We start from the raw sequence: 20,186 nt of genomic DNA, 5'->3' as shown, positions 1-20,186 counted from the left end.
TCGCGTCAGCGAGCTGCGCGCGCCGCCGCGTCGGTCTTGAAGTCCTTCGACTCGACGACGAGCGAGACCAGCACGCCGCCGAGCAGCGCCCAGAAGGGGCTGGAGATGTCGAGGATCGTGACCCCGCTCATCGCGATGACCAGCGCGGCCAGCGCACCGGATTGGAAGCCGGTCGCGCCGAAGGCTCCGCGGAAGGCCGAGATGAGGACCCCGATCATGGCCAGCCCGGCCACGGCGGCGATCAGCGTCGCGGGCAGCGTGGACACCAGGACCACCGCGGCGCCGGCGAAGATGCCGAAGAGCATGAAGAGCACGCCGTTGACCAGCGTGGCGACGTAGCGGCCCTCGCGGTCCTCGCCGGCCTCCGGCGCGGAGCAGATCGCCGTCATGGGTCCGGCGATGTTGGCGTTGTGCCCGCCGAAGACCGAGGCCAGCACGCCGCCGACCCCGCTGATCAGGGTCATCGCGTTGACCGGCGGTCGGTAGCCCTCGGCCATCAGGACGCCGGTCGCCTGGGCGTTCTCCGCCCCGATGACCAGCACGGCCAGCGGCAGCCCGATGGCGAGGATCGCGTTGACGTCGAAGGTGGGGGCGACGAGCTGGGGGGCCGAGAGGGCGAAGTCGGCCCCGGCGGAGCCGAAGGCGCCGGTGACGAGGGCGGCGGTGACGCCGAAGACCAGCGCGCCGACGACGCCCGGCACTGCCCTGACGAAGCGCGTGAGCACCAGGTAGCCCGCGACCGCGGCCAGGACGATGACCGGGGCGCTGACGCCGGCGTCGACCACGCCGGTGCCGAACCGGATCAGGGCGCCGGCGATCATCGCCATGACGATCGGCACCGGGAGCCAGGCGGCGACCCGCTTGATCAGTCCGGTGAGCCCGAGCCCCAGCACGAGCAGGCCGGCCACCAGGAAGGCCCCGACCATGTCGCTGAACTCGAAGCTCGTGAGCCCACCCACCACGAGCACCGCGCCGGGGATGCTCCAGGCGCCGGTGATCGGCATCTTGTAGTAGAGGCCGAGCAGCAGCGAGATCAGCCCGCCGAGGACGTAGATGCCGAAGATCCACGAGGTCGTCACCTCGGGCGGCAGGCCGGCCTCGTTGGCGCCGTTGATGATGATCAGCGCGGGCCCGGTGCAGCCAAAGATCGCGGCGACGAGTCCGGCGGCGACGGGAGCGACCCCGAGATGACGCCGGAGGTCGCGGAGCCCCGACCGGAAGCCGGGTCCGGTCTCGACGAGGGCGCGATCGGTGGTGACGGTCGCGGCCTCGACCGGTCGGGTCGGGTCGGGGGTGGGGGTGCTCATGGGTCACTCCGGGGATGCTGGCGCACGGTTTGTTTCAGACCGTCTGATTTGGATCATTGAAACCTAGAGCGGTCCCCGAGGGGTGTCAAGGGTCGGGCGCAGGGGCGGCGGTGGGCCGCGGGGTCAGCTGCGCTCCTTCTCGAGCTTCTCCCAGAAGTCGAGCGCGGCGTACTCCATGGCCAGGCCGAGGCGCAGCGGCACCAGCCGGTCGGCGATGTCCTCGCGGTCGCGGAAGCGCTCCTGCATCGCCTCGTAGACGCCGATGCGCTCGCGGTGCTGCTCGATCTGCTCGCGGGCGAGGTTGAGGATGTCGTCGGCCCGGGCGAACTCCGCGAAGAAGAGCTTGAGCTCGGCGACGTCGCGCACCTGCAGCTGCTCCTCGGTGGGCTCGGCCAGCCAGGACCTCAGCGCCGCCAGGCCGGCCTCGGTGGCGGTGTAGGTCTGCCGACGCCGGCCGTCCTCCTCCGCCTGGACCTCGAGCAGGCCGAGCTCCACGAGCCGCTTGGGCTCGGAGTAGAGCTGCGCGTGGGGGAAGGGCCAGAAGTAGCCGACCGAGTTCTCGACCGCGCGCTTGAGGTCGTACGACGTGGACGGGCCGCGCATCGAGACCATCCCCAGGACGACGTACGAGGTCGGGGTCAGTCGTGCGATTGACACGGTCCGAAGCGTACCGTAAGGTTCAGCACCATCTGAAACAGATGATCTGAATCATATGGTAGGAGTCGGCATGGACCTGGCCAGCGCACTGCGGTGGACGACCGAGCGGTACCCGCACCGTCGCGCGGTCGGCGGACCTGCCCCTCTGACGTACGCCGAGTGGGACACCCGCACCGAGCGCTACGCGCACGCCCTGCACGCCCTGGGAGCCCACGAGGGCAGCCGCGCGATCTTCATGCTCCAGGGCGGGGAGCCGCTGGCCACCCTCCACCTCGCCGCCCAGAAGGCCCGCGTCACGTCGCTGCCGCTGTCGACCCGGTTCGGCACCGAGGAGCTGGCGTACTGCATCGCCGACTGCGCCCCCGCGCTCATCGCCGTCGACGAGCACACCCACGACCTCGTGAGGCGCGCGATCGCGCTGGTGGAGGAGCCCCCTCCGGTCGTCTGGGCGGGGCACCCCGACCTCGGGCCCACGGCCATGCCGTCGGTGGCGCGGACCGCAGCTGGCGCCCCCGGCACCGTCGTGCCGGCCGCGCCGAGCGGTGACGACGTCAGCGTCATGCTCTACACCTCGGGCACGACCGGGAAGCCCAAGGGCGTCCCGCGGACCCACTCCGCCGAGCACCACGCGGCGCTGGCCCACCTGGTCCAGACGGGACACGCGCCCGGTGAGGCGACCCTCGGCGTGATGCCGCTCTTCCACACCATGGGCCTGCGCAGCCTGCTCGCGAGCGTGCTCTCGGCCGGTGTGTGGGTGCCGCAGCCGCGGTTCGACGCCGAGGAGGCCCTCGACCTCATCCGTGAGGAGCAGATCAGCGCGCTCTACCTCGTCCCGACGATCTACTGGTCCCTGCTGCAGACCGGCCGCCTGTCGGAGGCCGGCGGCTCGCTGCGCACCATCGCGTACGCCGGTGCCGCCATGACCCCGACCCTCGCGCAGCGGCTCAACGACGCGATCCACCCCGAGCGCTTCGTCAACCACTACGGGAGCACGGAGATCTACACCTTCACGATCGGCCCCGACAACATCACCAAGCCCGGGTGCGCCGGGCGGGCCGGCATCTTCTCCCGGATCCGGCTGATCGACCCCGATCCCGACGCCACCCCCGACCAGGTCGTGGCCGACGGCGAGCGGGGTCAGGTGATCGCGTCGCTGGGGAGCCCCGAGGCCTTCGCCGGCTACTGGAACCGTCCCGACGCCGACGCCAAGGCGATCCGCGACGGCTGGTACTACACCAACGACCTGGCCGTGGCCGACGAGGACGGCGACCTGTGGGTCTCCGGTCGCGTCGACGACATGATCAACTCCGGCGGGGAGAACCTCTACCCCGAGGAGATCGAGCACGCGCTCGCCGCGTGCCCCGACCTCGACGAGGTCATCGTCGCCGGCAGCCCGCACGAGCGGTGGGGCCACGCCGTCACCGCCTTCGTCGTCGGCCGGCCCGGCGACACCCCCGAGGAGACCCTGGCCAAGGTCGCGGCCTACGCCCGCGACGAGGCGGGGCTGCCCTCGCTGAAGCGTCCCAAGCGGTACGTCGCCGTCGACCACATCCCCAAGTCGGCCGTCGGCAAGATCCTGCGCCGCCGCCTGACGGCCGGCGAGTTCGAGGTGCTCGCCGACTCCGAGGACGGAGCCACGTCATGACCGATCTCGCTCGTGTCGAGGACGCCGCCCTCCTCACCGGTCAGGGCCGCTTCCTCGACGACCTGGACCCGCTGCCCGGCACCCTGGTCGCGGCGGTCGTGCGCAGTCCCCACGCGCACGCCCGGATCCGCGGAGCCGACCTCGAGCGGGCCCGCCGCATGCCCGGCGTGGCCGCCGTGATCGGCCCCGAGGAGGTGCTGGCCACGCTGAAGCCCTTCCCGCTGTCGGTGAGGACGCCGCATCCCTACTACCCGACCGCCACCGACAAGACCCGCTTCGTCGGCGAGCCCGTGGCCGTCGTGGTCGCGACCGACCGCTACCTCGCCGAGGACGCGGCCGAGCTGGTCGAGATCGACTACGAGCCGCTGCCGGCCGTCGTCCGCACCGACCTCGCGATGGAGCCCGACGCACCGCTGCTCCACGACGAGTCCGAGAGCAACGTCGCCACCGACCGGACCTTCGTCTTCGGGGAGGTCGACGAGGCCTTCGCCCGCGCCCGCCACGTCGTCAGCCGCAGCTACTCCTTCCCGCGCTACTCCTCGACCCCGATGGAGTGCTACGTCGTCGTCGCGGACTGGCGCGACGGGGTCGAGGGCCCGGAGATCACGGCGCACGCCAACTTCCACGGCCCCTTCTCGATGGCTCCCGTGGTCGCCGGCTCGCTGGGGATCCCGACGTCGTCCTTGCGGCTGGTGGTGCCGGCCGACATCGGCGGCAGCTTCGGCATCAAGTCGGCCGTCTACCCCTACATCTCGCTCATGGCGCTGGCGAGCAAGCACGCCGGCCGACCGGTCCGCTGGACCGAGGACCGGCTCGAGCACCTCCTCGCCAGTTCGTCGGGCTCCGACCGGCTGATGACCTTCGAGGCGGCCGTCGACGACGACGGCGTGGTCAGCGCCCTGCGCGTCGACCTGGTCGACAACGTGGGCGGCTACCTGCGACCCCCCGAGCCGAGCACGCTCTACCGCTGCTTCGGCAACATCACCGGCGCCTACGCGATCGACGCCGTCGGCATCCGGGCCCGCGCCGTGGTCAGCAACAAGGCGCCGACCGGTCTCAACCGCGGCTTCGGCGGGCAGCAGCTCTACTTCGGTCTCGAGCGGCTCATCGACGACATCGCCCGGGAGCGCGGCCTCGACCCCGCCGAGGTGCGCCGTCGCAACATGGTCCGGTCCGACGACTTCCCCTACGCCACGCCCAGCGGCGGCATCTACGACTCCGGTGACTACCACCGGGCGCTCGAGCTGGCCCTGGCCAACACCGACTACGAGCGGCTCCGCGAGGAGCAGGCCGTCGCGCGGGAGAGCGGCGAGTGGATGGGCATCGGCATCGCCACCATCGTCGACCCGTCGGCCACCAACATCGGGTACGTCGGGCTCGCCACCCCGGTGCAGGACCGCACCGCCCGGCGCGGGAAGTCGGGGTCGACCGAGCACGTCCGCGTCACCGTCGACCCGCAGGGCATCGTCTCGGTCCTGCTCGGCACGGTTCCTCAGGGCCAGGGTCACGCCACCGTCGCGCGCGACCTCGTCGCCGCCCACCTGGGTCTCCCGGTCGAGCACGTCCGGCCCCGGGTCGAGCTCGACACCGCGACCACGCCCTGGACGATCAGCTCGGGCAGCTACTCCTCGCGCTTCGCCCCCCTGCTCACCAGCGCGCTGCTCGAGGCCGCCGACCGGATCGCCGAGACGATCAAGGTGGCGGCGTCGGTCCTGCTCGAGGTCGAGCCGGAGCGTCTGGAGCTGGCCGAGGGGATGGTCCGGGTCGCCGACGACCACGACCGCGCCGTCGCCTTCCGGCACGCCGCCGGGCTCGTCCACTGGGACCCGGGGTCGCTGCCGGACGGCTTCTCGGCGCGGCTCTACGAGGAGGCAGCCTTCACCCCGCCGCAGGCGAAGGCCGCGTCGCGGACCGACCAGATCAACTCCAGCCTCTGCTACGGCTTCGTCGCCGACGTCGTGGTCGTCCGGATCGACAAGGAGACGCTGACCCTCCGCATCGAGCACCTCTCGAGCGTGCACGACGCCGGCACCATCTTGAACCAGACCCTCCTCGAGGGGCAGGTGCACGGCGCGATCGCCCAGGCCCTCGGCGGTGCGCTCTTCGAGGAGATGACCTACTCCGACGCCGGCCAGCCGACCGCGGGGACCTTCATGGACTACCTGTGCCCGACCTCGGCGGAGTCCGTCTTCCCGCTCACCAGCGACCACCTCGAGACCCCGTCGCCGCTGACGCGGCTCGGCGCCAAGGGCAGCGGCGAGGGCAGCTCGATGAGCCTGCCGGTGGCGATCGCCAACGCCGTCGCCGACGCCCTGCACGCCGAGGGCGTCGAGATCACCTCCCTGCCCCTGCACGGAAACGTCCTGCACGACCTGCTCACCACCGCGAAAGGAACCTGACATGCCACTCACCGGAGGCGAGATCCGGCTCGAGCACAGCCACGACGGCCGGGTCGCCCACCTGGTCCTGGACCACGGGCGCTACAACGTCATCACGATGGAGACCCGGCGGGTCATGGCGGAGCGGTTCCACGAGATCGACCGCGACCCGAAGGTCCAGGTCGTGGTGATCCGGGCGGAGGGCGAGCACTTCACCTCCGGCGGCGACATCGCCGGCTTCATGGAGGTCGAGCCCGTCGACCTCACCGACCTGGGCCAGGACGTCACGGCCGCCGCGCGCAGCCCCAAGCCGGTCATCGTGGCGATCGACGGCTACTGCTTCGGTGTCGGGCTCGAGCTCGCGCTCTCCGCCGACATCCGGATCGCCACGGACCGGTCGCGCTTCGCGCTGCCGGAGATGAAGCTCGGGATGATCCCGGGCAGCGGCGGCACGCAGCGTCTGGCCCGGCTGATCGGGCTGTCCCGGGCGAAGTACCACATCCTCACCGGCGAGCGGATCACCGGGCAGCAGGCCCACGACTGGGGTCTGACCTCCCACAACTGCGCCGATGCCGAGGAGCTGGAGAGGACCGTCGAGGAGGTCGTCACGATGCTGCTCGGCTACTCCCCGATGGCCATGCGCACCGCCAAGGAGGTCCTCGACCGCGGCGTCGACGGCCCGCTCTACACCGGCATCGAGCTGGAGCGGAAGGCCTACTCCATGCTGCGGGCCAGCCACGACTTCGCCGAGGGCGTCGCGGCCTTCGGCGAGAAGCGCGCCCCGAAGTTCGAGGGCCGGTGAGCACCGGGTGAAGGCCGCGCCGTTCGCCTACGTGCGCCCCGGGAGCGTCGCGGACGTCGTGGGCGAGCTCGCCCACGACGACGCCAAGGTGATCGCCGGGGGGCAGTCCCTGGTCCCGGTGCTGGCGATGCGACTGGGACGTCCCGGCCTGCTCGTCGACATCAACTCCGTGTCCGAGCTCGACCGGCTCTCGCGGGAGGGCGACTCGCTGCGGGTCGGCGCGACCGTGCGCCAGCGGCGGCTGCAGGACGACGCGCTCTCCGCGGCGGTGCCGCTGGTGCGCCTGGCCCTGCCCTGGGTGGGCCACCGCGAGATCCGGAGCCGGGGGACGGTGTGCGGGAGCATCGCGCACGCCGACCCGTCCGCCGAGCTGCCCGCGGTGGCCTGCTGCCTGGAGGCCACGATGGTGCTCGCCAGCACCCGGGGCACGCGCGAGGTCCCCGCGGTCGACTTCTTCACCGGCGCCCTGTCCACGGCCGTCGAGCCCGACGAGCTGCTCGCGCAGGTCGTGCTCCCGGTCGCCAAGCCGGGGGAGGGCTTCGGCTTCGGCGAGTTCGCGCGCCGGCACGGCGACTTCGCCCTGGCCGGGGTGGCGGTCCGCGTGCGCACGCACGGTGCCTCCCCCGAGGCGCGGCTCACCTGCTTCGGCGTCTCCGACGTCCCCGTCCCCGCCGACGTCTCCGCGCTCCTGCGCGCCGCGCTCGACGCCACGGGGCCCTCCCCCTCCCGGGCCGCCCTGGTCTGTGCGCTCGCCGAGGACGCCGGCGACGTCGCCCGTGACCTCGTCGACACCGGCGGCGACAGCCACGCCAGCCCGGCCTACCGCCGCCGGCTGATCAGCGGCCTCGTTGCTCGCGAGGTCGCCAGCGCCTACCTGAAGGCCACCCGCTCCGAGCTGGAGAGAGACAAGCCATGAACCTGCCCGAGACCCGTGCCCGCACCGAGGCCGACCAGACCGTCGCGGTCACCATGACCGTCAACGGCAGCGAGGTCGCCATGTCGCTCCCGGCGCGGGTCACGCTGTCGGACGCGCTGCGTGACCACCTGGGGCTGACCGGCACCCACGTCGGCTGCGAGCACGGCATCTGTGGCATGTGCACCGTGCTCGTCGACGGCGACGCGGCCCGCGCGTGCCTGCTCTTCGCGGTCCAGCTGGACGGCGCCGAGATCACCACCGTGGAGGGACTGGGTCGCCAGGACGACCTGCACCCCCTGCAGGAGGCCTTCGGCAAGCACCACGGACTGCAGTGCGGCTTCTGCACCCCCGGCTTCCTGATGAGCTCCTACGACCTGCTCACCCACGAGCCCGAGGTGCGCCGCGAGGACCTGCCCGCCGAGCTGTCGGGCGTGCTGTGCCGATGCACCGGCTACCGCAACATCATCGACGCCGTCGACGAGGTCGCCGAGGCGCACCGTGACGGCCTCCCCGGCCCCGGCAACTGCGGCAAGCACGCTCTCGTGGGCCGCACCCCTGCCGGTGTCTCGGGCTCGGGGGCGGCCGCCGAGGTCGCTGCAGACGAGGCGGCCTCCGGGCATCCGGACGAGATCACGCTCCCGTCGGGGGAGCCCACCATCGGCATCGAGGTGACCAGCCAGCTCTCCTCGAGCCCCGAGCAGGTCGCCCGCGTCTTCCGCGACGTCCGGCTGCTCGCCCGCTGCCTCCCGGGCGCGGAGCTCACCGAGGAGCTCGGCGACGACTGGTACGCCGGCCGCGCCCGGATCGCGCTGGGCCCGGTGCGGCTCTCCTTCCACGGCCTCGCGCAGGTCCTGGAGCAGTCCGACGAGCGGATCCGGATGAACGCGCAGGGCAAGGACACCGGTGGCGGAGGCGCCCAGGCGCGGATCGAGATGGTCGCCGCCGCCCGCGAGGACGGCGGCACCTCGCTCCAGGCCGATGCCGACGTCTTCCTCACCGGTCGCATCGCCGGCTTCGGACGCTCGCTCGCCGGCGACGTCAGCCGCCGCATGTTCGAGGACTTCGCCCGGGCCGTCGACCGGGCCGCCGCCGGCGAGGAGCCGGACGCGTCGGCCCGTCCCCCCGGCGCCCTCAGCCTGCTCTGGTCGACCCTGGCCGACCGGACCCGCCAGCGGGTCCGCCGGGTCCGAGAGGCGCGCCGCGGACGACGGCCCCGGGGACGACACGGCGCCTGACACGGCCGACGCTGTCCGGTCGGTGGACGCTGGATCGTGACGTGGTGGGTACGGGGCTCGTTCTCCCCCCGTACGTCCACCCGTACGCCACCCCCGACGGAGGCCGCTCGGTGCCGACCCCCGATCACGCCCTGCACCACGACGTGCGCGCGGTGCTGGCGCTGCCGCGGCAGCGCGGCACGGCCCTGCTCGCGCCGCTGGCGCACGACGTGCTCGAGGGGGCGTACGGCGACGCGCCGCGGACGAGGTTGGCGGCCCTGCCCGCGGGGAGCAGCCGGCTGCCGTGGCGGCGTCCCGACAAGGCCGCCGCCCTCGAGCGGCTGCAGCAGGCGGGTCCCGCGGAGCTCGAGTCGACCCTGCGCGCCCTGACGGGGCTGCCGCCCAGGTCGCCGTGACCGTCTACCTCGCCTGGACCGACGCCGAGCTGCCGGAGCCGCCGCCACCCGGGCCGTGGCTCGAGCTGCGGCCGGCCGCGCCCGGCCTGGTGCTCGTCGACAGCGCCGACTCGCTCTCGCGCGTCTACCACGAGCTGAAGTGGGCGCTGCCCGACGGCGCGGCGCTGATCGTGGCCCCGGTGGCGACCGTGCCGAAGCTCAAGGGGCTGCGACCCGGCACGCAGGGCTGGCTGCGGGACCGGCTGCCGCGCGGCTGAGCCGACCGTTCTGCTGACAGCGGACGACCCTGCCGTGCCGGACCGCACGCGCCTAGCCTCGGGGCATGGGTGAGGTCGTCAGGTTGCCGGGGACACGGGTCAGCGAGCCGCCGCCGCTGTGGCGCGAGCTGGTCGGCGAGGAGCTGCGGCGCACCCGCGGCGAGCGCGAGGAGCGGCTGGTCGACGTGGCCGAGCGGGCCGGCGTCTCGACGCAGTACCTCTCCGAGCTCGAGCGCGGGCTGAAGGACCCCTCCTCGGAGATCCTGGCCGCCGTCGCCGGCGCCCTCGACCTCACCGTGGTCGAGCTGGGTGCGCGGGTCGCCCGGGGCAGCATCCGTGCGGCGCTCCCACGCGGCCCGCTGGCACTGGCGGCCTAGCTCAGCCGCGCTGCGTGGTGAGCAGCGTGTCGGCCAGCCCGTAGTCGACCGCCGCCTGGCCCGGGAGCACCAGGTCGCGGTCGGTGTCGTCGCGCACCTGCTCCGGCGTCCGGCCGGTGTGGCGGGCCAGGATGCCCTCCAGCAGCGAGCGCACCCGGGCGACCTCCTCGGCCTCCACGATCAGGTCGGGCACCGTGCCGCGGCCCTGGGTGGCGGGCTGGTGCAGCACGACCCGGCTGTGCGGCAGCACCGCCCGGCGACCGGGCTCGCCCCCCGCGAGCAGCACCGCGGCGGTCCAGGCGGCCTGCCCCACGCAGGTGGTGTGCACCGGTGTGGCGACGAACTGCATGGCGTCGTAGATCGCCAGGCTCGCGGTGATCGAGCCGCCGGGGGAGTTGAGGTAGAGGTCGATCGGGGCGTCGCCGCCCTCGGAGGCCAGGTGCAGCAGCTGCGCGATCACGGCGTTGGCGACGCCGTCGTCGATCTCGGTGCCGAGGTAGACGATCCGGTCGGAGAGCAGCCGGGAGTAGAGGTCGATGGTGCGCTCGCCCCGCGGCGTCTGCTGCACGACGTAGGGGATCGTGTAGCCGCTCATCGGGCCAGCCCCACCGTGCGCGCGCCACGCGGGGTGACGTCGTCGACCGAGGAGATCACCCGGTCGACGAAGCCGTAGTCGCGGGCCTCCTCGGCGGTGAACCACCGGTCGCGGCGCGAGTCGCGCTCGACGACCTCCAGGGGCTGCCCGGTGTGCCCGGCGATCAGCCCGAGCACGGTGTCGCGGGTGTGGCGCAGGTCGTCGGCCTGGATCGCGATGTCGACGGCGCTGCCCCCGATGCCGGCGGAGCCCTGGTGCAGCAGCACCTTGCTGTGCGGCAGCGCGAAGCGCTTGCCGGGGGTGCCGGCCGAGAGCAGGAACTGCCCGGCGCTGGCGGCCATGCCCATCGCGAGGGTGCTCACGTCGTTGGGCAGCAGCCGCATCACGTCGTGGATCGCGAGCATGGCCGGCACCGAGCCGCCCGGGCTGCTGATCCACAGGGCGATGTCGGCGCGCGGGTCCTCTGCGGAGAGCAGCAGCAGCTGCTGCACCAGTCGGTTGCCGTTGTGCTCCTCCAGCGCCTCGCCCAGCACGACGATGCGCTGGTGCATGAGTCGGCGGACGAGCTCGTCATCGATGCCCGTGGTCGGGGTCGGGGCCTGGGTCGCGGTCTGGGTCATGCGGTCCAGCGTGGGTCGCGACGACAGCGGCCACCAGGGCGTGCTGCCACGAGCGGATCTGCCCCTGGCGGAGCGACCCGGCGCGGTGGCAGTCTCGGAGGATGAAACGGCTGGTGCTCTGCTGCGACGGCACCTGGAGCAGCCCCTGGCAGGGGTCGCCGACCAACGTGGTGCGCTTCTACAACGACCTGGCCGAGCGGGGCCCCGACGGCGTGCGCCAGGTCGCGTCGTACCGCAAGGGGGTGGGGACGACGCCCTTCGAGCGGCTCCGCGGCGGCGTCTTCGGCTACGGGCTCTCCCGCGAGGTCCGCAACGCCTACGCCTGGGTGGTCGAGCACTTCGAGCCCGGCGACGAGATCTGGGCCCTCGGCTTCAGCCGCGGGGCCTTCACCGCCCGCAGCACCGTCGGCCTGATCCGCAAGGCCGGCGTGCTGCGCCGCGAGGAGTCCGGGCGCGTCGACGAGGCCTACGACCTCTACCGGCGCGCCGACGTGCGACCGAGCGACCCGGCGCCGACCGCCTTCCGGGAGGCGCACTCGCACGAGACCCGGATCCGCTTCGTCGGCGTGTGGGACACCGTGGGCGCGCTCGGGGTCCCGGTGTCGCGGGTGCCGCTGCTGCGACGGATCAACCAGCGGTGGGCCTTCCACGACACCCAGCTGAGCTCCCACGTCGACGCGGCGTACCACGCGGTCGCCGTCGACGAGCGCCGCGAGCCCTTCCGGCCGACGCTGTGGGAGGGCCGCGTCGACGAGGTGCCCGGCCAGGTGGTGGAGCAGGTGTGGTTCGCCGGCACCCACAGCGACGTGGGCGGCGGGACGAAGGACGACGCCCTGGCCGATCTCACGCTGTGGTGGATGCAGCAGCGCGCCCGGACCGAGGGGCTGGGGCTGCGCGACGGCGCGGAGCGGCGCGACCCCGCCTGGACGACGGGGCGGATCCACGAGTCGCGCACGGGCGTCTTCAGGCTCTCCAAGACCCTGGAGCGCCCGATCGGCGTGGTCGACCCGGTGCACGAGCGGGCGGCGTCGACCGCGGTGGAGCGGCTGGACCTCGACGCGTCGTACCGCCCACCCGAGCTGGAGCGCTACCTGGCCCGGGGCGGGGCGGTGCAGCAGCTCTGACCCCGCACCGCCGACGCGGGGGCTCAGGGGACGGCGTGCACCACCAGGGCGTTGGGCACGCGTCGCTCGGCCCCGTCGGAGGGTCGGTTGCGGACGCCGGCGCGGCCCAGGCGGTCGGGCGCGACCAGCGCGGAGGAGCCGCCGCCGTCGAGGTTGAGCGCCTCGTCGGCGCCCAGGGCGCGCAGCTCGCGGGCGAGCTGCCGCAGCGTCAGGCCGGCGCTGCGGCGGGAGCGCCCGTCGGCCACGAGCAGCAGCAGGCGTCCGGTGTCGCGGTCGACCCCGACCGCGGTGCGCGGGTGGAGCCACGGGTCGTCGAGCCGCGCCAGCTCGCCGCCGCGGAGCAGCCTGACGCTGCCGCAGACGCCCACGCGCGAGGTGCGGTCGCTGGTGGTCGTGGCGACGCGCACCCGGTCGCCCACGCGGAGGCGTCCGAGCGCGTCGGCGCCGCGGCCGCGGCCGAGCAGCACCTGGCCGCGCACCGGTCCGCCGGAGCGGGGCTCGGTGGTGCTCCAGCGGACCACGCCGTCGACGAGGCCCACCTGCCGCGCGCGGTCGACGTCGCCCAGCACGCGCGCGCCGGGTCGTCGACCCCAGGCGGGCGTGTAGAGCACCACCTTGCCGGGCCGCACCACCGGTGCGTTGAGGCCGTCGAGGTCGACGACGCGACGCCCGTCGCGGCTGACGCCGCCGCGCACCCGGACCGTGCCGACGCGGGCGCGGCCGGCGTCGTCGAGCCGCAGGCAGGTGTTCCACCCGACCCGCGGCCCGTGCACCAGGCCCCGCTCGCGCTCGATCCCGAGGCCGAGGGGCGCCCCGGTGCGGCCGAGGTCGAAGAAGTCGCCGTTGACCCCGGCCAGCGCGCCGGCCCGGGAGACCAGCCGTGAGACGGTCGAGCGTCTGGTCGCCGTCGGTCCGGCCGCGAGGTCGACCGAGACGTCGGGCTGCGTCAGGTCGACGCCGAGCAGGTGCATCCGCACCGGACCCTGGGGCATCGAGGCGGTCCACTCCCGGTAGCCGACCCCCGGGGCCAGGCGCCACGAGCGCTGGACGCTGCGCTCGGCAGGACCGGGCCGGTCCGGCACGGTCAGCCGGACCCCGCGCTCGCCGTCGGAGGAGTGCCGGTCGGGAGCGGCGTACGCCGGCGGCGCGGCGAGCAGCAGGCCGGCGAGCACGACGACGAGGCAGCGTCGTCCGAGGAGGGGCACACGCCAGTGTGCGCCCGGTGGAGCGCTCGCGTCAGGCGAAGTCGAAGCTCACGCCGGTGCGCTCCTCCGAGATCCGCCACAGCTCCGCCGCCAGCTGCTCGTCGCGCGCGAAGGCGCTGAGCCGGGCACGACCCAGGGGTCCGCGGGCCTCGCCGAAGCGCTGCGGACCGGTGTACGACGCCGGCCCGGCGTACGTCGAGGCCCACAGCGTGGGGTTGGCGCCGGCCTGCCCGGACTGGAGGAAGACCCTCCCGATCACGGGCGCCACCAGGCGGACGCCCGGGATCCGCCCCAGGCCGTCGCGCGAGCCGATCAGGCCGGTGTTGGAGACCCCGGGGTGGCAGGCGGAGACGGTCAGTGCGTCGCCGGCACGGCGCTGCAGCTCCTGGGCGAAGAGCAGGTTGGCGAGCTTGGAGTTGCCGTAGGCGTGGCTCGCGGCGTAGCGGCCGCCGCCCTGGTTGCCCTGGAGCACGCTGGCGTCGCCGCGGTGGTGCGCGATCGAGGCGACCGGGACGACGCGAGGTGCGCGCGCCTCGCGCAGGTGCGGCAGCAGCAGGCCGGTGAGGGCGAAGTGGCCGAGGTGGTTGGTGCCGAACTGCAGCTCGAAGCCGTCGGCGGTCTCCCGGTAGCGGGGCGGGGTCATCACCCCCGCGTTGCAGACCAGGGTGTCGAGGGGGCTGCTCCACGCCGCGGCGAAGCGGCGCACGGAGTCGAGTGAGGCGAGGTCGAGCTCGGCCACCTCGGTGGTGCCCGGCAGCCGCACCTGCGCTGCGCGGGCCTTGTCGAGGTCGCGGCACGCGAGGGTCACGTGGGCGCCGTGAGCGGCGAGGGCCCGGGCGGCGTGGAAGCCGATGCCGGAGTTGCCGCCGGTGACGACCACGCGCCGTCCGGTGAGGTCGGGCAGGTCGTCGGGGCCGAAGGAGGCCGGGTCGAGGTCGCGGTCGGTGTCGGGAGAGGTCACGGTGGTCTCAACGATCAGTCGGTGTGGAGGTTCCCCGCGTCGCCCTTGGCGAGCGAGCGCGCGATGACCATGCGCTGGATCTGGTTGGTGCCCTCGAAGATCTGGGTCACCTTGGCCTCGCGCATGAAGCGCTCGACCGGGAAGTCCTTGGTGTACCCGTAGCCCCCGAGCACCTGCACGGCGTCCGTGGTGACCTTCATCGCCGCGTCCGTCGCGACCAGCTTGGCCACCGACGCCTCGCGCCCGAAGGGCAGGCCGCGGTCGCGCAGCCGCGCCGCGTGCAGGTAGGTCGCCCGCGCGCTCAGCGTCGCGGCCTCCATGTCGGCGAGCAGGAAGGAGAGGCCCTGGAAGTCGATGATCCTGCGGCCGAACTGCTCGCGCTCGCGGGCGTAGGCGACGGCGTGGTCGACCGCCGCCTGGGCGAGGCCGACGGCGACGGCGGCGATGCCGAGCCGTCCGGAGTCGAGGCCGGCCAGCGCGATGCGCAGCCCGTCACCCTCCTGGCCGAGCAGCCGGTCGGCGCCGACGCGGACGCCGTCGAAGCGCATCGTGGCGGTGGCCGAGCCGGTCAGGCCCATCTTGCGCTCGGGGGCGTCGGCCGTCAGCCCCTCGGCGTCGGCGGGCACCAGGAAGCAGGAGATGCCGCCGTCGGCACGGGCCATCACCTTGTAGAAGTCGGCCTGGCCGCCGTGGGTGGTCCAGGCCTTGGCGCCGGTGATGACGTAGGAGTCGCCGTCGCGGACGGCCTTGGTGCGCATCGCGCTGGGGTCGGAGCCCGCGTGCGCCTCGGAGAGGCAGTAGGCACCCAGCAGCTCGCCGCCGAGCATCTCCGGCAGCCAGCGCTGCCGCTGCTCCTCGGTGCCGCGCGTGAAGAGGCCGAAGCACGACAGCGCGTGCACGCTGACCCCCACGCCGACGCTGGCCCAGACGCTGGCGATCTCCTCGACGACCTGCAGGTAGACCTCGTAGGAGACCCCGCCCCCGCCGTGCTCCTCCGGGTAGGGCAGCCCGAGCAGGCCGGCACGACCGAGCAGGCGGAAGGTCTCGCGGGGGAAGGTCTCCGTGGCCTCGGCCTGGGCCGCCTGGGGCAGCAGCTCGCGGGTGCACAGGTCGCGGGTCAGCTGGAGCAGCGCCGTCGACTCCTCGTCGGGCAGCACGCGGGTGGCAGGCATGAGGGCGACGGTAGCCCGAGCGGGCACCATGGCCCCATGGACGCCTACACCCCCGACCCCAGCCGGTACGACCCCGACACCATGGCGACCTACCGTCGGTGCGGCCGCAGCGGACTGCTGCTGCCCCCGCTCTCGCTGGGCCTGTGGCAGAACTTCGGCACCGACCGGCCCGAGGACGTGCAGCGCGCGATCCTGCGCCAGGCCTTCGACCGCGGCGTGACGCACTTCGACCTCGCCAACAACTACGGGCCGCCGTACGGCCGGGCGGAGGAGAACTTCGGGCGCTACCTGCGCGAGGACTTCGCCGGCCTGCGCGATGAGCTGGTGATCTCGACCAAGGCGGGCTACGACATGTGGCCCGGGCCCTACGGGCAGGGCGGCGGCGGCCGCAAGTACGTGCTGGCCTCGCTCGACCAGTCGCTCGAGCGGATGGGGCTGGAGTACGTCGACATCTTCTACAGCCACCGCTTCGACCCCGAGACGCCGCTGGAGGAGACGATCGGCGCCCTCGACACCGCCGTCCGCTCGGGCCGGGCGCTCTACGCCGGCATCTCGTCGTACGGTCCGGAGCGCACCCGCGAGGCCGCGGAGATCGCCCGCGCGCTGGGCACGCCGCTGCTCATCCACCAGCCGTCGTACTCGATGCTCAACCGCTGGATCGAGGACGGCCTCCTCGACGAGCTGGAGCGGCAGGGCATGGGCTGCATCGTCTTCACCGCGCTGGCGCAGGGCCTGCTCACCAGCAAGTACCTCGACGGCGTCCCCGAGGACTCGCGCGCCGCCCGCGAGGGCAGCTCGATCGACCCCAGCCACCTCGAGGACCGCGTCATCGAGCGCATCCGCGCCCTCGCCGGCATTGCCGCCGACCGCGGCCAGACGCTGGCGCAGATGGCGCTGCAGTGGGTGCTGCGCGACGACCGGGTCACCTCGGCGGTCATCGGCGCCTCCTCGGTCGCCCAGCTCGACGACTCCCTCGACGCCCTGCAGGGCGCGCCCTTCGCCGACGGACTTCGTCCTTCCTCGACCACCTGTGAGGCTCGGGTGGTCGAGGAGGTCGCGCAGCGACCGTCTCGAGACCTGGTGAGGTGGTCGGGTCCGGGGGTCTCGAGACAGGACTTCGTCCTTCCTCGACCACCTGTGAGGCTCGGGTGGTCGAGGAGGTCGCGCAGCGACCGTCTCGAGACCTGGTGAGCCGGCCGAGTGCCCTACTGGTCGGCGGCCAGCGCCGCGGCGCCGACGATGCCGGCGGTGTTGCGCAGGGTGGCGCTGATGATCTCGGTGTCGATGTCGATGAGGTGCATGAACTCGGTGGCGTGCTTGCTGACGCCGCCGCCGACGACGATGAGGTCGGGGGAGAAGAGCGCCTCGACGGTGCGGTAGTAGGTCGTGAGGCGCTCGGCCCACTCCTCCCAGCTGAGGTCCTCGCGCTTGCGCGCGGAGTTGGCGGCGCGCGACTCCGCGTCGTGTCCGTCGATCTCGAGGTGCCCGAGCTCGCTGTTGGGCACGAGCACGCCGTCGTAGACGAAGGCGGAGCCGATGCCGGTGCCGAGGGTGGTGACCAGGACGAGCCCGGGGCGGTTGACCGCGACGCCGTAGCGCGCCTCGGCCAGGCCCGCGGCGTCGGCGTCGTTGAGGGCGACGACCTCGCGGCCCAGCGCCTTGGTGAGCAGGGCGTGGGCGTCGGTGCCGATCCAGCTCTTGTGGATGTTGGCGGCCGAGGAGACCACACCGTGGCGCACCACGCCCGGCACGGTGACGCCGACCGGGCTGAGCTGGTCGTCGAAGCGGGAGAGCAGCTCCGCCATCACCTCGGCCACCGCGTCCGGCGTGGACTTCTCGGGGGTCTCGATGCGCTCGCGCTCCGCGGCGAACTCGCCGGTGGACAGGTCGACCGGCGCGGCCTTGATGCCGCTGCCGCCGAAGTCGATGCCGATGGGGTGCATGGAGGCAAGGTAGCCGTGCGTTGCCGAACCGTTAACCGGCCAGACCTCCCGAAGGACCCCGAACCGGGATAGACAGGGCTCGGCCCGTCACGTTCTCGAGGAGTGCTCGCCCCATGTCACGTCGCCTGTCACGTCGTCCTGTCCTGCTCACCACCGCCCTCGCCGTGGGGCTCTCGCCCCTGGCGCTCGTCGTCCCGTCGTACGCCGCCGCGGAGGGCGTCGTCATCTCCGAGGTGTACGGCGGGGGTGGCTCCACCACCAGCGTGTGGGCCCGCGACTTCGTCGAGCTGCACAACCCCACGGGGTCGGCGGTCAGCCTCGACGGGGCCTCGGTGCAGTACCGCTCGGCCTCCGGCACCGCCAACCCGACCGGGGTGACCCCGCTGAGCGGGTCGATCGAGCCGGGCGGCTACTACCTCGTCGGCCTCGGCACCGGCAGCGTCGGCGCGCCCGTCGGCGAGGTCGACGCGAGCGGCAGCACCCAGCTCTCCGGCTCGGCGGGCACCGTCTTCCTGGCCGACCAGGCCGGCGCGCTCTCCGCGCCCGCCGTCGGCTCGGTGGCCGACCGCCCCGGCGTGGTCGACCTCGTCGGCTACGGCAGCTCCAACACCTTCGAGACCGCGGCGGCCCCGCAGCCGACCAACGCCACGACGCTGGCCCGCGACGCCGAGGGCACCGACACCGACGACAACGCCGCGGACCTCGCCGGGGGCGAGGGCACGCCCGGCGGGGCGCCGGACGAGACCGGCCCCGAGCTCGAGCCGACGGCGCGCACCATCGAGGAGATCCAGGGCACCGGCGCCAGCAGCCCCCTGGTGGGCGAGCGGGTGACGACCGCGGGCGTCGTCACGGCGGCGTACCCCACGGGCGGGCTCGACGGCTTCTTCCTGCAGACCGCCGGCACCGGCGGCCCGCTGCCGGCCGACCACGCCGCCTCCCACGCCGTCTTCGTCAAGGGGCTGGCGCAGCAGGTCACCCTCGGCGACCACGTCGAGGTCACCGGCACCGTGGGTGAGGACTTCGGCCTGACCCAGGTCGTCGCCCAGGAGGTCAGCGAACTCACCGACCCCGCCGCGGTCGAGCCGACGCCGACCACCTGGCCGCGCACCGCGGCCGCCAAGGAGGTGCTCGAGGGCATGCTCCTCGCCCCCCAGGGCGGCTTCACCGTGGCCGACAACTACGCCACCAACCGGTACGCCGAGATCGGCCTCGCCGCGGGCGACACCCCGCTGCGCCAGCCGACCGAGGTCGCCAACCCCGTCACCGACCCCGACACCGTGGCGGCCGTGCGGGCCGACAACGCCGCCCGCGCCGTCACGCTCGACGACGGTGCCAGCACCGACTACCTGCGCACCACCGACCAGCCGCTGCCCTACCTGACCCAGCAGCCGGCGATCCGTGTCGGCGCCCCGGCCCGCTTCACCGCGCCGGTCGTGCTGCACTACGCCTTCGGCGACTGGCGCTTCCAGCCCACCGCCCCGCTGAGCGGCACCGACCCGCTGCCGGTGCGCGTCACCGACACCCGGCAGCAGCGCCCGGACGACGTGGGCGGCGGCGTCTCGATCGCCTCCTTCAACGTGCTCAACTACTTCACCACCACCGGTGAGGACTTCGTGCGCGCCGGCGGCAGCTGCGACTACTACGCCGACCGCGTCGGCGACCCGGTCACGACCGACACCTGCGAGGGCGCCGCGGGCGAGGACGGCCCGCGTGGTGCCGCCGAGGCCGAGGACCTGCGCCGCCAGGAGCGCAAGCTCGCGGTGGCGATCAACTCCCTCGACGCCGACGTCGTGGGCATCGAGGAGATCGAGAACAGCGCACGCTTCGGCCGCCACCGCGACGAGTCAGTGCGCGAGCTGGTCGAGGTGCTGAACAAGAACGCCGGGAGCGCGGTGTGGTCCTTCGTGCCGACGCCGCGCGGGCAGACGACGCCCGCCAGCCAGGCAGACGAGGACGTCATCCGGACCGCCTTCATCTACCAGCGCCGGGCCGTGCGCCCGGTCGGTGAGTCGGCGATCCACGACGTCGCGGCCTTCGCCGACGCGCGCGACCCGCTGGCCCAGGCCTTCCAGCCCCGCGGGGGCGGGGCCAAGGACCGCTTCCTGGCGGTGGTCAACCACTTCAAGTCCAAGGGCTCCGGCGTCGCGGGCGACGGCGACGAGGGCCAGGGCGCCTCCAACAAGGCGCGCACCGCGGCCGCGCGGTCGCTGGTCGACTTCACCGAGCGGGTCCAGCGCGAGCGTGGGGTGACGCGCGTCTTCCTGCTGGGCGACTTCAACTCCTACAGCGCCGAGGACCCCATGCAGGTGCTGTACGACGCGGGCTTCGCCTCGGTGGGCACCGAGCGCGCCACCGGCCAGTACACCTACCTCTTCGACGGGCTGGTCGGCTCGCTGGACCACGTGCTCGCCAACCCGGCGGCGATGCGCACCGTGCGCGGCGCCGACGTGTGGAACGTCAACTCCGTGGAGTCGGTGGCGCTGGAGTACAGCCGCCACAACTACAACGTGACCGACTTCTACCGGCCCGACGCCTTCCGCGCCTCCGACCACGACCCGCTCAAGGTGGGCTTCACCGTGCGGCGCTGACCCTGTGAC

At 73.6% G+C, this 20,186-nt stretch carries 18 protein-coding genes and 1 pseudogene; 11 read left to right on the top strand and 8 right to left on the bottom strand.

Translation table 11 applies throughout. From position 1 onward, the window contains the following. Positions 1 to 5 precede the first annotated feature (5 nt). Complete coding sequence (locus tag IG63_RS0106690) at positions 6 to 1,307, bottom strand: benzoate/H(+) symporter BenE family transporter (RefSeq protein WP_051706310.1); 1,302 nt, start codon at positions 1,305 to 1,307, stop codon at positions 6 to 8. Positions 1,308 to 1,430: 123 nt separating this feature from the next. Continuing rightward, the gene (locus tag IG63_RS0106685; RefSeq protein ID WP_030483603.1) at positions 1,431 to 1,964 is read right to left on the bottom strand and encodes a PadR family transcriptional regulator; all 534 of its coding nucleotides are present in this window, start codon (positions 1,962 to 1,964) and stop codon (positions 1,431 to 1,433) included. A 70-nt stretch (positions 1,965 to 2,034) separates the two neighbouring features. Between IG63_RS0106685 and IG63_RS0106680 the strand changes: the two genes are divergently transcribed. From IG63_RS0106680 to IG63_RS0106645, 8 genes are all read left to right on the top strand, one after another. After that, positions 2,035 to 3,609, top strand: coding sequence for a class I adenylate-forming enzyme family protein (locus IG63_RS0106680; RefSeq protein WP_036194651.1), 1,575 nt, complete (start codon positions 2,035 to 2,037; stop codon positions 3,607 to 3,609). Continuing rightward, the gene (locus tag IG63_RS0106675; RefSeq protein ID WP_030483601.1) at positions 3,606 to 6,008 is read left to right on the top strand and encodes a xanthine dehydrogenase family protein molybdopterin-binding subunit; all 2,403 of its coding nucleotides are present in this window, start codon (positions 3,606 to 3,608) and stop codon (positions 6,006 to 6,008) included. Before IG63_RS0106680 ends, IG63_RS0106675 begins: the two co-directional genes overlap by 4 nt. Position 6,009: 1 nt before the next feature. Next, positions 6,010 to 6,789, top strand: coding sequence for an enoyl-CoA hydratase/isomerase family protein (locus IG63_RS0106670; RefSeq protein WP_030483600.1), 780 nt, complete (start codon positions 6,010 to 6,012; stop codon positions 6,787 to 6,789). Positions 6,790 to 6,796: 7 nt separating this feature from the next. Further along, positions 6,797 to 7,705: an FAD binding domain-containing protein gene (locus IG63_RS0106665; RefSeq protein WP_030483599.1), complete on the top strand. Its 909-nt coding sequence runs from the start codon at positions 6,797 to 6,799 to the stop codon at positions 7,703 to 7,705. Then, positions 7,702 to 8,940: a 2Fe-2S iron-sulfur cluster-binding protein gene (locus tag IG63_RS0106660; protein WP_051706307.1), complete on the top strand. Its 1,239-nt coding sequence runs from the start codon at positions 7,702 to 7,704 to the stop codon at positions 8,938 to 8,940. Before IG63_RS0106665 ends, IG63_RS0106660 begins: the two co-directional genes overlap by 4 nt. 110 nt (positions 8,941 to 9,050) lie before the next feature. Continuing rightward, on the top strand, positions 9,051 to 9,335 hold the full coding sequence (locus tag IG63_RS0106655; protein WP_030483597.1) for a hypothetical protein: 285 nt from the start codon (positions 9,051 to 9,053) through the stop codon (positions 9,333 to 9,335). Beyond that, positions 9,332 to 9,592 carry a hypothetical protein gene (locus tag IG63_RS0106650; protein WP_030483596.1) on the top strand — a complete coding sequence of 87 codons (261 nt, stop codon included), beginning with the start codon at positions 9,332 to 9,334 and terminating at the stop codon, positions 9,590 to 9,592. Before IG63_RS0106655 ends, IG63_RS0106650 begins: the two co-directional genes overlap by 4 nt. A gap of 65 nt (positions 9,593 to 9,657) precedes the next feature. Further along, the gene (locus IG63_RS0106645; RefSeq protein ID WP_030483595.1) at positions 9,658 to 9,969 is read left to right on the top strand and encodes a helix-turn-helix domain-containing protein; all 312 of its coding nucleotides are present in this window, start codon (positions 9,658 to 9,660) and stop codon (positions 9,967 to 9,969) included. A 1-nt stretch (position 9,970) separates the two neighbouring features. Here IG63_RS0106645 and IG63_RS0106640 read toward each other — a convergent pair whose 3' ends face one another. Both IG63_RS0106640 and IG63_RS0106635 read right to left on the bottom strand, forming a co-directional pair. Next, positions 9,971 to 10,564, bottom strand: a complete 594-nt coding sequence (locus IG63_RS0106640) for a ClpP family protease (RefSeq protein ID WP_030483594.1) — start codon at positions 10,562 to 10,564, stop codon at positions 9,971 to 9,973. Beyond that, entirely contained in the window at positions 10,561 to 11,184 is a 624-nt protein-coding gene (locus IG63_RS0106635) for a ClpP family protease (protein ID WP_030483593.1), read from the bottom strand. The genes IG63_RS0106640 and IG63_RS0106635 overlap by 4 nt, the downstream gene beginning before the upstream one ends. 101 nt (positions 11,185 to 11,285) lie before the next feature. On the opposite strand from IG63_RS0106635, the gene IG63_RS0106630 reads away from it, so the two are divergent. Continuing rightward, positions 11,286 to 12,308 (top strand): DUF2235 domain-containing protein, encoded by a 1,023-nt coding sequence (locus IG63_RS0106630; protein WP_030483592.1) that lies wholly within the window; start codon positions 11,286 to 11,288, stop codon positions 12,306 to 12,308. Positions 12,309 to 12,331: 23 nt separating this feature from the next. Here the strand turns inward: IG63_RS0106630 and IG63_RS0106625 are convergent, their stop codons facing one another. From IG63_RS0106625 to IG63_RS0106615, 3 genes are read right to left on the bottom strand one after another with little or no spacing between them, the layout of a single operon-like run. Next, complete coding sequence (locus tag IG63_RS0106625; protein WP_030483591.1) at positions 12,332 to 13,513, bottom strand: phosphodiester glycosidase family protein; 1,182 nt, start codon at positions 13,511 to 13,513, stop codon at positions 12,332 to 12,334. A gap of 31 nt (positions 13,514 to 13,544) precedes the next feature. After that, the gene (locus tag IG63_RS0106620; protein ID WP_211249240.1) at positions 13,545 to 14,474 is read right to left on the bottom strand and encodes an SDR family NAD(P)-dependent oxidoreductase; all 930 of its coding nucleotides are present in this window, start codon (positions 14,472 to 14,474) and stop codon (positions 13,545 to 13,547) included. 14 nt (positions 14,475 to 14,488) lie between these two features. Then, the gene (locus IG63_RS0106615; protein ID WP_030483589.1) at positions 14,489 to 15,646 is read right to left on the bottom strand and encodes an acyl-CoA dehydrogenase family protein; all 1,158 of its coding nucleotides are present in this window, start codon (positions 15,644 to 15,646) and stop codon (positions 14,489 to 14,491) included. Positions 15,647 to 15,682: 36 nt separating this feature from the next. Between IG63_RS0106615 and mgrA the strand changes: the two are divergent. Beyond that, positions 15,683 to 16,660: pseudogene (mgrA, locus tag IG63_RS0106610) on the top strand (L-glyceraldehyde 3-phosphate reductase); the annotation flags it as partial. A 191-nt stretch (positions 16,661 to 16,851) separates the two neighbouring features. Here mgrA and ppgK read toward each other — a convergent pair. Continuing rightward, the gene (gene ppgK / locus IG63_RS0106605; protein WP_030483587.1) at positions 16,852 to 17,589 is read right to left on the bottom strand and encodes a polyphosphate--glucose phosphotransferase; all 738 of its coding nucleotides are present in this window, start codon (positions 17,587 to 17,589) and stop codon (positions 16,852 to 16,854) included. 113 nt (positions 17,590 to 17,702) lie between these two features. Here ppgK and IG63_RS0106600 point away from each other — a divergent pair, with 113 nt between their 5' ends. Further along, entirely contained in the window at positions 17,703 to 20,177 is a 2,475-nt protein-coding gene (locus tag IG63_RS0106600; RefSeq protein ID WP_051706306.1) for an ExeM/NucH family extracellular endonuclease, read from the top strand. The last annotated feature ends 9 nt before the right edge of the window (positions 20,178 to 20,186 follow it).

Origin of the sequence: Nocardioides aequoreus, from assembly GCF_000720335.1 — a bacterium.
Lineage (GTDB): Bacteria > Actinomycetota > Actinomycetes > Propionibacteriales > Nocardioidaceae > Marmoricola > Marmoricola aequoreus.
This window is presented reverse-complemented; position numbering and strand designations above follow the sequence as displayed.

Bases quoted from the DNA above. Each gene is read 5' to 3' on its own strand.
- IG63_RS0106640 (WP_030483594.1), bottom strand. From the start codon at position 10,564: ATGAGCGGCTACACGATCCCCTACGTCGTGCAGCAGACGCCGCGGGGC.
- IG63_RS0106635 (WP_030483593.1), bottom strand. From the start codon at position 11,184: ATGACCCAGACCGCGACCCAGGCCCCGACCCCGACCACGGGCATCGAT.
- ppgK (WP_030483587.1), bottom strand. From the start codon at position 17,589: ATGCACCCCATCGGCATCGACTTCGGCGGCAGCGGCATCAAGGCCGCG.
- IG63_RS0106690 (WP_051706310.1), bottom strand. From the start codon at position 1,307: ATGAGCACCCCCACCCCCGACCCGACCCGACCGGTCGAGGCCGCGACC.
- IG63_RS0106615 (WP_030483589.1), bottom strand. From the start codon at position 15,646: ATGCCTGCCACCCGCGTGCTGCCCGACGAGGAGTCGACGGCGCTGCTC.
- IG63_RS0106660 (WP_051706307.1), top strand. From the start codon at position 7,702: ATGAACCTGCCCGAGACCCGTGCCCGCACCGAGGCCGACCAGACCGTC.
- IG63_RS0106645 (WP_030483595.1), top strand. From the start codon at position 9,658: ATGGGTGAGGTCGTCAGGTTGCCGGGGACACGGGTCAGCGAGCCGCCG.
- IG63_RS0106670 (WP_030483600.1), top strand. From the start codon at position 6,010: ATGCCACTCACCGGAGGCGAGATCCGGCTCGAGCACAGCCACGACGGC.
- IG63_RS0106675 (WP_030483601.1), top strand. From the start codon at position 3,606: ATGACCGATCTCGCTCGTGTCGAGGACGCCGCCCTCCTCACCGGTCAG.
- IG63_RS0106600 (WP_051706306.1), top strand. From the start codon at position 17,703: ATGTCACGTCGCCTGTCACGTCGTCCTGTCCTGCTCACCACCGCCCTC.
- IG63_RS0106630 (WP_030483592.1), top strand. From the start codon at position 11,286: ATGAAACGGCTGGTGCTCTGCTGCGACGGCACCTGGAGCAGCCCCTGG.
- IG63_RS0106680 (WP_036194651.1), top strand. From the start codon at position 2,035: ATGGACCTGGCCAGCGCACTGCGGTGGACGACCGAGCGGTACCCGCAC.